The sequence below is a fragment of the Paractinoplanes toevensis genome, from assembly GCF_018332695.1.
Classification (GTDB): Bacteria; Actinomycetota; Actinomycetes; order Mycobacteriales; family Micromonosporaceae; genus Actinoplanes; species Actinoplanes toevensis.
In genome coordinates, this window is the sequence record NZ_BOQN01000088.1 from 68,510 (window position 1) to 83,375 (window position 14,866).

Below are 14,866 nucleotides of genomic sequence, written 5' to 3' on the forward strand. Positions count from 1 at the left end.
TCGTACTCGTGCCATTGCTCGGCGTCGTGGCGCTGAGCGTGCCGATCATCGTCACGCGTATCAGTGACGCGCAGAACGCGCAGAACATCACCGACACCGTCCAGCTCGGCACCCGGGTCAGTACGGCCGTGCAGGAGCTCCAGGAGGAGCGACTGCTCTCGATCGGCTTCCTGTTCGGCCTGATCCAGGAGCCCGAACTGGCGGTGCAGCAGTCCAAGGCCACCGACGCGGTGGCCCGGATCGCCGACGGCGGCGACCAGCCGATCAGCAAGGAACTGCGGCGTGCCCTGCGCGGCATGTCCAAGCTCGACAACACCCGGCTGAACGTGATCAACCGGGCGATCCGCCCGGACACCCTGATCGACGAGTTCACCAACGTGATCACGCCGCTGATCGACGGGCTGGCCCTGACCCAGGGCGCCGACCTGACCACCAGCGTCGGCCGGCAGCTGCTCGCGCTCGACCAGGCCCTGCGCACCGACGACATGATCAGCCAGGCGTCCGGCCTCCTGACCACCGCGACGATCACCAAGAACACCGGCTTCGTCACGCTCTTCTACGGCAAGCTCGTGCAGCTGCAGCAGGTGATCGCGAGCGCCGAGTCGTTCTTCACCGACGCGCAGTACAAGCTGTACCTCGGCGCCCAGGACGCGTTCTCCGCCCGGGTCGGCACCGACTTCCTCACCGAGGCCGCGACCAACCCGGCCACGGCGGTCAACCAGCTGCAGATCCGGACCCTGTTCCCGTCGCTGCGCTCGGTGCTCGTCCTCGGTGGCTTCGTGGAGAAGCGGGTCGCCGCGGACGTGAACGACATCGCGACCAACAACCGCAACTCGGCACTCCGCGACGCCCTCCTCATCGGTGGTGGCTCGCTGTTCCTGCTGCTCCTGGTGATCGCGCTGAGCATCTTCATGGCCCGCGCGGTGGCCCGGCCGCTGCGCCGCCTCACCGGCTCGGCCGACCGGATCGCCCGCGCCGCCGAGGCCGAGCTCGAACGGGTCGCCGACGACGACGCGGAATCGGTCCGCCCGATCCGACTCGACCCGGTCGACGTCGAGGCCCAGGACGAGATCGGCGACCTGGCCCGCGCGTTCGACCGGGTGCAGACCACCGCCGCCCGGCTGGTGGAACGCCAGGTGCTCGGCCGCCGCAACGTCGCCCAGATGTTCGGCCACGTCGGCCGCCGTACGCAGAACCTGGTCGGCCGCCAGCTCGCCCTGATCGACAACCTGGAGCGCAAGGAGACCGACAGCGACCGGCTCCGCGAGCTCTACCGTCTCGACCACATGTCCAGCCGTCTCGGCCGGAACGCGTCCTCGCTGGTCGTGCTCTCCGGTGCGGCCGGTGCGAACGAGCACATGGCGCCGCTGCCGCTCTCCGACGTCGTCCGGCTCGCCCTCGGTGAGATCGAGGACTACACCCGCGTCGACGTGGAGGTCCCCGAGGAGATCGTGGTCGTGCCGGCCGTCCTGGCCGATCTGACCCTGCTCCTCGCCGAGCTGATGGAGAACGCCACCGCGTTCTCCCCGCCGCACACCCGGGTGCTGATCTCGGCCACCGAGATGCGCGGCGGCGCGCGCCTGGCGATCATCGACAACGGCCTCGGCATGACACCCGAGCGACTGGCCGAGGAAAATGCCCGGCTCACCCGCCGTGAGCGCCTCGACCTGGTACCCACCGAGGTGCTCGGCCTGTTCGTGGTCGGCCGGCTCGCCCGCCGGCACGGCATCGAGGTCACCCTGACCGACACCCCCGACGGTGGCGTCACGGTCTGGGTCGACCTGACCCCGGGTCACCTGATCTCCCGGGTCCCGAGCAGCACCGCGATGCCCTCGCCGTTCGAGACAGCTCCGCCGCCGACTTACCACACGGCCGAGTTCGCCCAGGTCATCGCCGGATCGGCGGCACGGGCCTCGGTGCCCGGCAGCCAGCTGCCGTTCGACCCGAACGTGCTCGAGCGGGCCACCCGCACGCTCGAGAGTGGCCACTCGTGGAACGCCTTCGCGGCGCCCGCCCGGGAGGCCGGCCCGGCGCTGACCGCTCCGGTGTACGAAGCCGAGCCGGTCTACGACGCCGAACCGGTCTACTCGCCGACCCAGGTCTACCAGCAGCCGGTGGCCACTCAGCCGCCGTACGACCTGGGCGCGCCGGTGGCCGGCCGGGTTCCGGCCTCGCTGCCGGAGCTGCCCGCGGCCGGTCCGTCGGCGTGGAACCAGGCGCCGGTCGAGGCGCCCCAGCCGACCTGGAACAGCGCACCGGCCGAGGCCACCCCGCTGATCCCGCAGCAGCGGACCGGCGAGCAGTTCCCGTACGAGCAGCAGGCATACGCGGCTCCGCAGTACACGGAGCCGCACCCGTACGCCCAGCCCGAGCCGCCCTATCAGCCGCCGGCCCCGCCGGTGGAGGAAAGGCCGCTCCGCCGCCGGGTTCCCGGCAGCCAGCTGCCGACCGAGTCGGGCACGCCGCTTCCGGCCGCACCGCCGTCCCAGGATGACGCGGTCGCCGCGCGGGCCGCTTTCGACGCCTTCGAGGCCGGTGTGAACCAGGCTCAGTGGGACGTCGCCGAGACCGAGATGACGGCCCCGCCGTCAGCCGGTCATGCACCCCTGGCCCGCCGGGTCCCGGGTGCCACTTTGCCGCGGGAAGCGCGAGACACGCCGCCCCCGCCTGCTCCGGCACCTCCGCTCGATCCGGATGCCGCACGAGCACTCATGGAGCAGTTCGAGTACGGAGTCGCACTCGCACTGAATGAAACTCAGCCACAACACGAGGGACAACCGCGATGACATCCCCCTACACGGAAACCGGCAACGGTCAGAACTACGGCCAGCCCCAGCTGAGCGCCGAGGCGAAGACCTTCAACTGGCTGCTGGACTCGTTCACTTCCGGCACTGCGGGTGTGATCGAAGCCATCGCCGTCTCCTCCGATGGCCTGCTCATGGCGATGTCGGCGATCAAGGACCGGCCGAACGCCGAGCGCCTGGCCGCGGTCGTCTCCGGTTTGACGAGCCTGTCCGGCGGCGCCGCGAGCTGGTACAGGCTGGGCGCGCTGAACCGGGTCATCATCGACATGCAGGACGGATACCTGCTGGTCACCGCGATCAGCGCCGGCTCGGTGCTCGGTGTCATCGCGGACCGCACGGCCAACCTCGGCACCCTGGCGTACGAGATGACGCTGTTCGCGACGCGCGCCGGTGGCGCGCTGAGCCCGCGCCTGATCGCCGAGTTGAAAAACGCCGTTCAGCAATGACCTATCCGGACCCCGACGACCCGGCGCGACCGGCTCGACCGAGCGTCCGACCCTTCCTGCAGTCTGGCCCGCACGCGGCCGGCGGCTACCGCCCCTCACCCGGGGTCGAGTCGCCGGCCGACGAGCAGACCACGACACTGCGCCCGTTCGTCATCACGTCCGGGCGCACCGACGGCGCCGATCCCGAGATCGGGATGGAAACCCAGGTGACCGTCGTCCACGCCGCTGTACCTATGCGGCTTTCGCCGGAGATGCGCGCCATCGTTGCGCTCTGCGGCGAACCACTGTCCGTGGCGGAGATCTCCGCCCGGCTGCGCCTGCACCTGGGCGTGACCCGCATCCTCGTCGGCGACCTGCGCGCCGCCGGCCAACTGGACGTCCACGTACTGGACAACGACACCCCTGACCCTGAGACCATCATGCGAGTGATCCGTGGACTTCGAGCAATCACCTGACCGCATCCGCGGCACCGCCCGGGTCGGTGACGAGCGGCCGAAAAAGGCCCCGGTTCCGGTCAAGATCATCGTGGCCGGTGGTTTCGGTGTCGGAAAGACGACAACCGTCGGCGCCATCTCGGAGATCGCTCCGCTGACCACCGAGGCGGAGATGACCTCTGCCTCGGTCGGCATCGACGATCCCGGCCAGGCCGTCACGAAGACCACGACGACCATCGCCATGGACTTCGGTGTCCTCACCATCGACCAGACGCTGAAGCTCTACATCTTCGGCACGCCCGGCCAGCCACGGTTCGCGTTCATGTGGGACGACCTCATCAAGGGTGCGCTCGGTGCGCTGGTCGTGGTGGACACCAACCGGATCGACGACTGCTACCCGGCGGTCGACTACTTCGAGCGGGCCGGTCTGCCGTTCGTCGTCGGAGTGAACACCTTCAATGGCCAGATGAACTACAACCTCGAAGAGGTCCGCTGGGCGCTGGCCGTCCGGGACGACGTTCCAGTGCTCTCCTTCGATGCCCGGTTCCGCGCATCCGTGCGGGATGCCCTGCTTGTAGTCCTCGACCAGGCGCTTGACAAGGCCATCCGAGCGAAGTCCACGTAGGGTATCGACCGGGTCGCACAGATCGAGGTTTTCAAATCGGCCTTCCAGCGGGCAGAGTGGTGGTGAACCACCCGCAGAGGAAGGACGGTGACGTGCGAGGCGGATTGGACGATGCGCTCGACAAGCTCGCGCGCCGTGATGAGCTGCGCCGACGCGCGGCCGGAGACACTTCCGGTCCGTCGCCGGCGGTTGCCGAGCTGGTCGAGGCCATCGCCGCGGTCGTGGCCCGTCATCCGCAGCTGGGGGTAACGGTCGGCGCCGAGGGTGCCGGCGAGCCCGTCCTGCTGCATTTCTTCTTCGCCGAGGGCCAGGTGCAGGTGTCCGCCGACACGGCGGTCGCTCCGCCCGAGTCGGCCCCGCCCGCCGCCCGGCACGCCGATTTCGAGATCGACCCGGACGAGCCGGTGGCCGAGGAGCAGTCCTACTACGCTCCGCCGCCCAGCTACGACGACCAGGATCGCTACGGCTACTCCCCGGAGTCGGACACTGCCGAGCGGCGTTACGGGTCGTTCGACCAGCCGCCGGCCGAGCCTTACTATGCCGCCGCCCACAACGTCGGCGAGGATTCGCGTGACCTGGGCGCCCGCATGCGCGACCTGGGCATGGCTTCCCGCGGCGGGCCGCCGGCCCAGCCGGATTACCCTCCGCACCCGTTCGCGGCCACCCCGCCGCCACCGGTGCCGACGGCGGCGCAGGAGTCCACCCGGCGGATCCACGCCGCCGACATCCCGCACCAGCCGCAGCCGCAGCGCGCCACCGGCATGCCGACGCCGCTGCCCAAGCCGATCCCGCTGAAGGTGGAGCGCCCGGAGGAAACCGAGATGGCCGCCCGCCGGCTGGCCGCTCTGCTGCGCGACGACCCGTCGCTGCTCAATCAGCCTCCACCCGCCTGATCTCTCACGCTCCGTGGTGTCGCCATTGCCGGTCGACACCACTCTGAGTAGACCTCGGATGCCAGATTTTGGCCGCTTATGACCGGCCTGAGATGTCTGGGTTGGGCCGTTCGGCCACATAAAGTAATGTGACCTTGATTCACACTCCGTGACTGCATAGCGTTCCAGCCGCCCCTGCTGCGCCGGTCCGGAGAGAGAATTCATGCCGCTGCCCGAAGTCCACCTCGTCAGTGGCACGTGTGCCGAAGCCACCCGTCTGGCCCCGGTCGCTGCCGCCATCCGGGCTCAGGGCCTGCTCGAACCGGTCCTGGTCGCGGCCGGCACCGACGTGTCCCGCGCGCACATCTCGATGGGCCTGGCCTCGGACGTCACCCTGCCCACCCCGGCCGATCAGGCGACCGCGATCCGCCACTACGACCAGCTGTGGGCCGAGCGCACCCCGGCCGCCGTGCTGGTGCGGGGCGACAACCTCGCGGCCGCGCTCGCCGCGTACTGGCGGCGCATCCCGGTGCTGCACCTGGACGCCGGGCGGCGATCCGGCACACCCGGGGCCGACGCGGTCGACGCCGACCGGCGGCTGCTCGCCCAGGTCGCGACCCTGCACCTGGCCGCGGCGCCGCTGGCCGCGATGAATCTGCTCGACGAGTCGGTGGTGGCCGGCGACATCCTGCTCACCGGCGGCACCGCGGTGGACGCGGCACGGATGCTGACCGCCCGGCTGCGGGCGGCCGGGACCCCGCGACCCAACCGGGTGCTGCTGGTCGGCGTGGACGACGCGTACGACCGGCCGGTCCGGGAGGCGATGCTCGACCTGGCCGCCCGCTATCCCGACCTGGACGTGATCGGCGCCCGGGTGTCCACCCACGAACGAGCGCGGCTGGTCGCGGCGGCCGACCTGGTGCTGGCCGACGACTTCGACCTGGCCGAGGAGGCACTCGCCGCCGGGGTGCCGGTGCTGGTGCCGGGCGAGGGCCGCGAGCTGTCCGAAGCCCTGCACACCGGCAGCGCGCGGCTGGTCGAGCCGACCGCGGAGGCCCTGGAGCGCGAGCTCGCGACGCTGCTGGACAGCCGGCTGCGACGGGACTCGATGCGGGCGCTCGGCAGCCCGTACGGTGACGGGCTCGCCGCCGGCCGCATCGCGCAGGCCACCGCCGCCCTGCTCGGCCAGGGGCAGTTCCCGGACCCGATGCCCGCCCGGAAGCCCACCGAGGAGCCCACATGGATGTCGTAGGTTTCTGGACCAAGTCCTGGATCAGTGACGACGGCGCCGCGGTGCGCCGGCTGCTCGCGCCGGACGCCGAGGTGGAGTGGAACCTGGACGCCCCGGTCGACGACGAGGAGCTGATCCAGGTGCAGCACCGCATCGCGGCCTTCGCCGACTCGGTCACGGTGACCGGGCAGACCCTCGCCGAGGACGGCGCCGCGGTCTTCTACGACCTGACGGCGCCGTTCGGCACGGCCCGGATGATCGAGTTCCTGGCCGTCTCGGAAGGGCGGATCACCGAGGTGCGCCAGGTGTACGACGTGACCTCGACCGACCGTTACTTCCCCGGGCTGTACGCCAACTAGACCCGGTCCAGGAGGGCGAACAGCTCGGTCCAGTGCCGCTGCTCGGACGGCTCGTGGTACATCGCGGTGTCGCTCATCGTGTAGCCGTGCGGGGCACCCTCGTACAGCTCCGAGCGGTAGGTCACGCCGGCCTCGTCGAGGGCCGCCTCGAGCACCTTGATCTGGTCGGGGGTCATCGAGCTGTCGTTGTCGGCGTGCCCGAAGTACAACTCGCCGGTGATGGTGCCGACCGCCAGGTGCGGGCTGTCCGGGCCGTCGGTGACCACGCCGCCGGCGTGGAAGCTGCCCAGCGCCTTGATCCGGTCCGGGTGGGCCTCGATGGCCCGCAGCCCGTTGCGCCCGCCCATGCAGTAGCCGACCAGCACCACCGGTTCGGCGGAGACGCCCGGCTGAGCGGCGAGGAAGTCGAGGTACGAGCCGGTGTCGGCGGCGATCCGCTCGGCGGTGAGCGCCTGCATCATCGGGCCGAGCCGGCCGAACGCGGCGCCCCGCTTCTCCGGGTCGGCCAGCTCCTCCGGGGTGATCAGCGGGCCTTCGGCGTTGCGGTAGAAGAGGTTCGGCACCAGCACGGCGTAACCGCGCTCGGCGATCCGCTCGGCCATCTCGGCCAGCCGCGGCCGCAGGCCGAACGCGTCCATGAAGAACAGGACGCCGGGAAACGGTCCGTCGCCGTCCGGCTTGACGAAGTACGCCTCGGTGGTGCCGTCCGCGGTAGGGATCCGCACGGTAGTGGTCTGCATCTGCACCTCCTGGTTGATCAAGGAAACGTAACACCCAACCGGGGATCGATCCCCGGTCCCGTCGGTACCCTGTCCGACATGCCCCATCGTTTGCGCGCGGACGCGGAACGCAACCGCGCGGCGCTGCTCACCGCGGCCCGGGAGATCTTCGGCGAGCAGGGCCTGGACGCGTCGCTCGACGAGATCGCCCGCCGGGCCGGCGTCGGCAACGCCACCCTCTACCGCCGTTTTCCGACCCGGCGCGACCTGATCGCCGCGGTCTTCGCCGGCCAGATGAACGAGTACGTCGAGCTGTCCGACCGGGCCTTGCAGGAACCCGACCCGTGGTCCGCGTTCGTCGGTTACCTCACCCGGCTCTTCGAGCTGCAGGCCACCGACCGGGGCCTGTCCGAGCTGCTGGTCAGCACCAGCTTCGACGACGACGCGCGGCTCTCCGACCTGCGCACGGCGGCTCAGCGCGGCGCGTCCGAGGTGATCGCGCGGGCGGTCGGCGCCGGGGTGCTGCGCGCCGACTTCAGCCGCCGCGACCTCAGCATCCTGATGCGCGCCAACGCCGGCGTGGTCCAGCGCTCCCCCGAGCCGGACGCCTGGCGGCGCCAGCTGGCACTACTCCTCGACGGCCTGGCCGCACGGTGAGTCATTTAAGGATGTTTAAGGTCTGAACAAGGTCCTTTAACGACCCACCGGCCAAGAATCGACTCCGTCGTCACCACCTGCGATCGGAGTCACCCATGCAACGCAGCCGTCTGCGTCTCGCCATCTATGCCTCGGCGGCCGTCCTCGCCGTCGGCGGTGGCGTCGGCGCGGCCGTCGCGGCCACCAACCCGTCCACCACGGCCGCGGGCGTCCTCACCGCCACCTTCACCAAGGACAGCGACTGGGGTTCGGGCTACCAGGCGAAATACACGATCAAGAACGGCACGGGTACGGCCGTGAACGGCTGGCAGCTCGCCTTCGGACTGCCGTCGACCGCGAAGCTCGGCAGCTTCTGGGACGCCACGGTCACCGTCTCGGGCAGCACCGCCACCGCCAAGAACCCGAGTTGGGCCGCCACCATCCCGGCCGGCGGCAGCGCCGAGTTCGGTTTCATCGTGGCCGGCAGCGGCAACCCGACCACCTGCACGCTCAACGGAGCGTCCTGCGGCGGCGGTGCGACCACGGCTCCGACCACCGTCCCGACGACGCGGCCCACCACCGCGGCGCCCACGACCGCTCCGACGACCAAGCCGCCGACCACCGCGCCCACCACTGTTCCGCCGACGACCACGCCGCCCTCCAGCGACGGAGGCGTGCTCGTCGCCCCGTACGTCGACATGGGTCTTCTCTCCAACGGCTCGACCACCCTCGCCCAGCTGGGCACCAGCGGCAACGTCAAGTCCTTCAGCCTGGCCTTCGTGACCAGCGCCGGCTGCAAGGCGAGCTGGTTCAACGCGTTCGACCCGCGGCAGAAGCAGTTCGCCGACCAGATCGCCGCGGTCCGGGCGGCCGGCGGTGACGTGAAGGTGTCGTTCGGCGGTGCCACCGGCATCGAGCTGGCCCAGGCCTGCACCAGCGTGGCCACCCTCCAGGCCGAGTACCAGGCGGTCGTGACGGCCTACAACCTCAAGTACATCGACCTGGACATCGAGGGCGCGGCGGTGGCCGACCCGACCACGATCGCCCGGCGCTCGACCGCGCTGGCCGCCCTGCAGAAGGCCAACCCGGGCCTCAAGATCTCGCTGACCCTGCCGGTGCTGCCCGAGGGTCTCACCGCCGACGGCGTCAACGTGGTCAAGTCGGCCAAGGACGCCGGCGTCAACCTGGACCTGGTCAACATCATGGCGATGGACTACGGCCGCTCCGGCCAGGACTACGGCGACCTCGCCATCCAGGCCGTCAAGTCCACCAAGGACCAGATCAAGCAGCTGTACGGCAACAGCGACGCGGCCGCCTTCAGGATGGTGGGCGTGACGCCGATGCTGGGCGTGAACGACGACAACGGCAAGTTCCTGCAGAGCGACGCGCGGGACCTGATCGCCTTCGCGAACGCCAACCACATCGGCTTCGTCTCCTACTGGGAGGCGAACCGCGACAAGAACGCCTGCCAGGGCGCGCTGTTCCAGTGCACGAACGTGACGCAGACGCCGTTCGAGTTCAGCAAGATCTTCGCCGGCTTCACCGGCTAGGGCTTTCCTCTCATCCCCAAAAGGTAAGAAAGCGCGGCTCTGGGTCCCCCAAACCCGGAGCCGCGCTCATTTCGTCCTAGGCCAGGCCGCGGCCCGCGGTGGCGAGCGCCTCGTCGGCGATGTCCCACAGCGGGGTGCCGGCCGGGGCGTCCAGCCACAGGTTCAACGAGACCCGCAGGGCCAGCAGGAACGTGGCGGCGGTCATCCGTGCCCGTACGCCCCGGGGGTCTGCCTCTTTCAGCCGGGCCGTGACCTCCGCGGCAAGATCTCGCTCCGCCGCGGCGAAGGTCTGCATCTGGGCGGCCAGCACCGTCGGATGGGTGCGCAGCAGCCGTCCCTGCGCCACCATCCGCGGGTCGAGGTCACCGACCTCGTGGTTGAAGATGGCGGCGGCCGAGGTGAGCGCCTGCCACGGCGTCTCGTCGGCCGGCCGGGAGCGCACGGCGTCGACCAGCCGCTGCACCCGCTGGAAGTCGCCGTACATCAGCGCTTCCTCTTTGCTCCCGAAGTAGTTCGAGAACGTGCGCCGGGACACCCCGGCGTCGTCGGCGATCGCCTCGACGGTGATCCGGTCCAGGCCGTGCTCCATGGCGAGCCGGACCGCCGACTCGTGCAGGGCCTGCCGGGTGGCGGCCTTTTTGCGCTCGCGGAGCCCGGGCTCCGCCGTCGTGCTCATGTCTTGAGCGTACCGGCGTGTGACTTGCTTCTCAATGAGAAAGATTGCGCAATGAGAAGCTTCCTTCGATAGTTGTATCTGACAACTACTCGCTCGCTGGAGGCTGCTTGATGAGCGCCAAGCCCATGACTCACCGCCAGATCATGGAGGCACTCTCCGGCCTCCTGCTGGTGCTCTTCGTCGCGATGGCCAGCTCGACCATCGTCTCCACCGCCCTGCCCACGATCATCGGGGCGCTCGACGGCAGCCAGACCCAGTACACCTGGGTGGTCACCGCCAGCCTGCTCACCGCGACCGCGTCCACCCCGATCTGGGGCAAGCTCGCCGACCTTTTCAGCAAGAAGCTGCTCGTCCAGATCTCCATCGTCGTGTTCGTGGTCGGCTCGATGATCGCCGGCCTCGCCCAGACCGCCCCGCAGCTCATCGCCGCCCGCGCGTTCCAGGGCCTCGGCATGGGTGGCGTGCAGGCGCTGGTCCAGGTCGCGATCGCCGCAATGATCCCGCCCCGGGAGCGCGGCCGCTACAACGGCTACCTGGGTGGCGTGATGGCCGTGGCCACGGTCGGTGGCCCGCTGCTCGGCGGCGTCATCGTCGACACCGCCTGGCTCGGCTGGCGCTGGTGCTTCTACATCGGCGTGCCGATCGCCGTCATCGCCCTGGTCGTCCTGCAGAAGACACTGAACCTCGCGGTCATCCGGCGGGAGAACGTCAAGGTCGACTACTTCGGCGCCACGCTCATCGCGGCCGGCGTGAGCACCCTGCTGATCTGGGTGTCGTTCGTGGACAGCTCGTTCGCTTGGCTCTCCTGGCAGACGTACGCCATGGTCGGTCTTGGTCTGGTTCTTCTGGCCGCCGCCGTCTGGGTGGAGTCCCGGGTCGCCGAGCCGGTCGTCCCGCTGGACATCGTCCGCAAGCGCGGCACCGCCCTGGCGATCATCGCGAGCCTCTCGGTCGGCATGGCCATGTTCGGCGGCGCGGTCTTCCTCGGTCAGTACTTCCAGATCGGCCGCGGTTACAGCCCCACCCAGGCGGGCCTGCTCACCATCCCGATGATGGCCGGCGTCCTGGTCTCCTCGACCATCTCCGGCCGCCTGATCAGCAAGACCGGCAGGATCAAGCCCTACATCGTGGCCGGCACGATCCTGCTGGTCGCCGGGTTCGCCGGGCTGTCGATGCTCGACCACGAGACCCCGCTCTGGTACGTCGGCATCTCGATGGCCCTGGTCGGCATCGGCGTGGGCATGTCGATGCAGAACCTGGTCCTCTCGGTCCAGAACACGGTGGCGCTCAAGGACATCGGCGCGGCCAGCTCCACGATCGCATTCTTCCGCTCGCTGGGCGGCACGATCGGCGTGTCGGTGCTGGGCGCGGTCCTGGCCCACCGGGTCACCGACAACCTGACCCACGAGCTGGCCGCCGCGGGCATGTCGTCGAGCGGCAGCGCGGCCTCGTCCAGCAGCCTGAACCTCTCCGCCCTGCCGGAGGCGATCCAGCACCTGGTCCGGGCCGCCTACGGCGACGCGACCGGCCACATCTTCCTGATCTCGGCGGCGATCGCGGTGGTCGGCGTCGTGGCCGCCGCCTTCATGAAGCCCACCGCCCTGCGCTCGACCGTCGACCTCGGCGCCGCTCCCGCTCCCGAGACCTCTCCGGAGCCGGCCCTCGCCCGCTGACCCAGTTTCTACGCGGCGTCCCCCCACCCCGGGGGACGCCGCTGTTTTCCGGATCACGTGGCCACTCCTGGGATCTTGCGCTTACCGAGAGCTAGCCTTTCGGGACGGAGCGCATATCGAAGGGTGGGATCTTGGACGGCCAGTTGTCTGCGGCCCTGCTCGAACTCGAAGACGAGATCAACTGGGATGCCGCTGCCATGCTGGAACGGGCCGTCGAGATCGAGCGGCAGGCCCGCGAGCTCGGTGACGAGCTGCTCGTCGCCCGGGCCCGGCTCAGCCAGGCCAACCTGCACATGCGGGCCGGCGACCTGGCCGGTGCGGCCGCCCGCATCTGGAAGGTGCACCAGTGGGCCGTCGAGCACGAGGCCCGGCAGCTCACCGCCCGCACCCACCTGGTCTGGGCCAACATCCACCGGCACCTCGGTGACGCCGCCCAGTGTCTGGAGCATTCGGTGCTCAGCGTCGAGCTGCTCGACGACACCGCCACCGATCACATGCGCATCTGGCACCGGGCCAAGCTCGCCGACGCACTCAGCCTGGCCGGTTCGATGGACGCGGCCCGCCTGCGCTACCGGCAGGCGGCCGATCTCGCCCGCCGCCTGAAACGTCCCGACCTGCAACTGGCGGTCCTCAACAACTTCGCGTACGCCGAGCTCGCCGCCGGGCAGCACGAACGGGCCCAGCAGGTCGCGGCCCGACTGCAGCGGCACGCCGCCGAGCACGGCTTCGATCTGGACGCCGCCCTGCTCGACACGATCGGCGCGATCCAGATCGAGAACGGCCAGTTCGCCGAGGCCGAGCGCACCCTGCTGACCTGCCTCGACCAGCACCACGACGGCAATCAGGACGACGCCGACGCCCTGCCCGAATATCTGCTCACCCTGGCCCGGGCCCAGCGCGGGCTGATGGCGTACGCCCGAGCCCAGCGCAGCCTCAACGCCTCCCGGCGCCTCTGCGCCGAGCGCGAGCTCGGCCATGTCCTGGTCCGACTGCATCAGGAGCAGGCCGAGCTGTACGCGGCGCGGGGCGAGTTCGCCGAGGCATTCGCGGAGCACAAGGAGTTCTTCGCCGCGCACACCCGGCAGTACTCCATGCAACGGGAGGCGCAGGCCCGCACCCGGCAGGCGATGTTCGAGACGGCCGAGGCCCGCCAGGAGGCCGAGCGGTTCCGTGAGCAGGCCCGCCGCGATCCGCTGACCGGTCTGCGCAATCGGCGCTTCCTCAACGAGCAGCTGCCCGGCCTGATCGAGTCCGATCCGGAGCTCACCGTGGCGATGGTCGATCTCGACCACTACAAGCGCATCAACGATCGCCTCTCGCACGAGGTCGGTGACCAGGTGCTGGTGCGGGTGGCGCGGTTGCTGGAGCAGTGGCTGGCCGAGACCGCACCCGACGGCTTCGTGGTGCGGATGGGCGGCGAGGAGTTCCTGCTGGCGCTGCCGGCCACGCCGGTGGACCGGGCGAGCGGGGTGCTCGACGGCCTCCGGAAGGCGGTGCGGGGTCACGCCTGGGCCCCACTCACCGCCGGTCTTCCGGTTACGGTGAGCATTGGCGTCGCCGGCGTGGGTGACACGGCCGACCCCACGCAGGCGGCGCTGCTGTCCATTGCGGACGGTCACCTGTACGCCGCTAAGCACGGCGGACGCGATCGGGTCGTCTCCTCGGTGACCGATTCTGGTCGGCAGCACCGAGCCCCTGCAGCGTGACCTGCGATTCCTCTCCGTAGTTATCGGATGCGCAACGCGGGTGACCTTACATACCCGGAGCCGTTACCCTTTACGACACTGACGGACGTCGACCCGGAGCGGGGGTCGGGCGAGGGTCGCCGTCGGAAGGCAAGGAGGGCCGGGTCGTGCACCAGGGCAATGAGGTTGCGCCGCCAGGGGTCAACATCAACGTGCCCCACTCGGCCCGCATCTACGACTACTGGCTGGGCGGTAAGGACAACTTCGCGGTCGACCGGGCGGTCGGCGAGGCGATGATCAAGGCGATCCCCGGCATGCGCTACATGGCGGGGGAAAACCGTAAGTTCGTCCACCGGGTGGCCCGCGATCTGGTCGCCAAGGAGGGCATCCGCCAGTTCCTCGACATCGGCACCGGCATCCCCACCCGGCCCAACCTGCACGAGATCGCCCAGCAGCTCGAGCCGTCGGCCCGGGTGGTCTATGTGGACAACGACCCGATCGTGCTGGTGCACGCCCGCGCCCTGATGGTCAGCAAGCCGGAGGGCCGCAGCGAATACATCTCGGCCGACCTCCGCGACGCCGCCTCGATCCTCGAGGACAAGGTCCTCCGCGGCACGCTGAACTTCGACGAGCCCGTCGGCCTCACGCTGATCGCCATCCTGATGCTGCTGGCCGACAACGACGACCCGTGGTCGCTGGTCGCCGCGCTGCGCGACGCCATGCCGTCCGGCAGCTGCCTGGCGATCACCCACCCGACCGCCGATTTCGCGCCGGACGAGGTCAACCGGGCCGTCGACGCGGCGACCGGCGCCGGGATGACGCTGGTGGCCCGCTCACAGGAGGCGGTGCGGCGCTTCTTCGGCGACTGGGAGCTGCTCGAGCCGGGCCTGGTGCCGGTGTCGAGCTGGCGACCGGACGCGCCGGTGGAGAACCCCGAGGCGGCCTATTACTGGGCCGGCGTCGCCCGCAAGCCTTAGGCCCTCGTTTAAGCGGGGGCCAGGGGCGAGCGGGCCCCTGACCCCCTGTTATGTGGGGTGGAGCTGTCCCGTCGCCACATCTCGCCGGCCAACCCCTCGTCGGCGTGGTGTGGATGCGGGGGTGGACCGGTCGAGCGGCCTGGCACGGGGGAACCGGACCGCCCGACCGGCGTCGGGGG

General features: G+C 70.2%; 14 protein-coding genes. 12 read left to right on the top strand and 2 right to left on the bottom strand.

The window, feature by feature from the left end; genetic code table 11:
- Positions 1–8 precede the first annotated feature (8 nt).
- From Ato02nite_RS34290 to Ato02nite_RS34320, 7 genes are all read left to right on the top strand, one after another.
- Positions 9–2,786, top strand: coding sequence for a sensor histidine kinase (locus tag Ato02nite_RS34290; protein WP_246607790.1), 2,778 nt, complete (start codon positions 9–11; stop codon positions 2,784–2,786).
- A complete protein-coding gene (locus Ato02nite_RS34295) occupies positions 2,783–3,250 on the top strand; it encodes a roadblock/LC7 domain-containing protein (RefSeq protein WP_213010827.1) in 468 nt (155 codons plus the stop codon). Before Ato02nite_RS34290 ends, Ato02nite_RS34295 begins: the two co-directional genes overlap by 4 nt.
- Positions 3,247–3,705: a DUF742 domain-containing protein gene (locus Ato02nite_RS34300; protein WP_213010828.1), complete on the top strand. Its 459-nt coding sequence runs from the start codon at positions 3,247–3,249 to the stop codon at positions 3,703–3,705. The genes Ato02nite_RS34295 and Ato02nite_RS34300 overlap by 4 nt, the downstream gene beginning before the upstream one ends.
- On the top strand, positions 3,683–4,309 hold the full coding sequence (locus Ato02nite_RS34305) for a GTP-binding protein (RefSeq protein ID WP_213010829.1): 627 nt from the start codon (positions 3,683–3,685) through the stop codon (positions 4,307–4,309). The genes Ato02nite_RS34300 and Ato02nite_RS34305 overlap by 23 nt, the downstream gene beginning before the upstream one ends.
- 92 nt (positions 4,310–4,401) lie before the next feature.
- Positions 4,402–5,202 (top strand): hypothetical protein, encoded by an 801-nt coding sequence (locus tag Ato02nite_RS34310; RefSeq protein WP_213010830.1) that lies wholly within the window; start codon positions 4,402–4,404, stop codon positions 5,200–5,202.
- A 202-nt stretch (positions 5,203–5,404) separates the two neighbouring features.
- The gene (locus Ato02nite_RS34315) at positions 5,405–6,433 is read left to right on the top strand and encodes a UDP-N-acetylglucosamine 2-epimerase (RefSeq protein WP_213010831.1); all 1,029 of its coding nucleotides are present in this window, start codon (positions 5,405–5,407) and stop codon (positions 6,431–6,433) included.
- Positions 6,421–6,771 (top strand): hypothetical protein, encoded by a 351-nt coding sequence (locus tag Ato02nite_RS34320; RefSeq protein ID WP_213010832.1) that lies wholly within the window; start codon positions 6,421–6,423, stop codon positions 6,769–6,771. Before Ato02nite_RS34315 ends, Ato02nite_RS34320 begins: the two co-directional genes overlap by 13 nt.
- Here Ato02nite_RS34320 and Ato02nite_RS34325 read toward each other — a convergent pair.
- Positions 6,768–7,511 (bottom strand): dienelactone hydrolase family protein, encoded by a 744-nt coding sequence (locus Ato02nite_RS34325; protein WP_213010833.1) that lies wholly within the window; start codon positions 7,509–7,511, stop codon positions 6,768–6,770. The genes Ato02nite_RS34320 and Ato02nite_RS34325 overlap by 4 nt on opposite strands.
- A gap of 78 nt (positions 7,512–7,589) precedes the next feature.
- Here Ato02nite_RS34325 and Ato02nite_RS34330 point away from each other — a divergent pair, with 78 nt between their 5' ends.
- Entirely contained in the window at positions 7,590–8,147 is a 558-nt protein-coding gene (locus Ato02nite_RS34330; protein ID WP_213010834.1) for a TetR/AcrR family transcriptional regulator, read from the top strand.
- A 95-nt stretch (positions 8,148–8,242) separates the two neighbouring features.
- Positions 8,243–9,676 carry a cellulose binding domain-containing protein gene (locus Ato02nite_RS34335; protein ID WP_213010835.1) on the top strand — a complete coding sequence of 478 codons (1,434 nt, stop codon included), beginning with the start codon at positions 8,243–8,245 and terminating at the stop codon, positions 9,674–9,676.
- Positions 9,677–9,752: 76 nt separating this feature from the next.
- Here the strand turns inward: Ato02nite_RS34335 and Ato02nite_RS34340 are convergent, their stop codons facing one another.
- Complete coding sequence (locus Ato02nite_RS34340; protein WP_213010836.1) at positions 9,753–10,352, bottom strand: TetR/AcrR family transcriptional regulator; 600 nt, start codon at positions 10,350–10,352, stop codon at positions 9,753–9,755.
- 110 nt (positions 10,353–10,462) lie between these two features.
- On the opposite strand from Ato02nite_RS34340, the gene Ato02nite_RS34345 reads away from it, so the two are divergent.
- From Ato02nite_RS34345 to Ato02nite_RS34355, 3 genes are all read left to right on the top strand, one after another.
- Positions 10,463–12,025 (top strand): MDR family MFS transporter, encoded by a 1,563-nt coding sequence (locus Ato02nite_RS34345; RefSeq protein WP_213010837.1) that lies wholly within the window; start codon positions 10,463–10,465, stop codon positions 12,023–12,025.
- Positions 12,026–12,156: 131 nt separating this feature from the next.
- Entirely contained in the window at positions 12,157–13,731 is a 1,575-nt protein-coding gene (locus tag Ato02nite_RS34350) for a GGDEF domain-containing protein (protein WP_213010838.1), read from the top strand.
- Positions 13,732–13,877: 146 nt separating this feature from the next.
- A complete protein-coding gene (locus Ato02nite_RS34355; RefSeq protein ID WP_213010839.1) occupies positions 13,878–14,687 on the top strand; it encodes an SAM-dependent methyltransferase in 810 nt (269 codons plus the stop codon).
- The last annotated feature ends 179 nt before the right edge of the window (positions 14,688–14,866 follow it).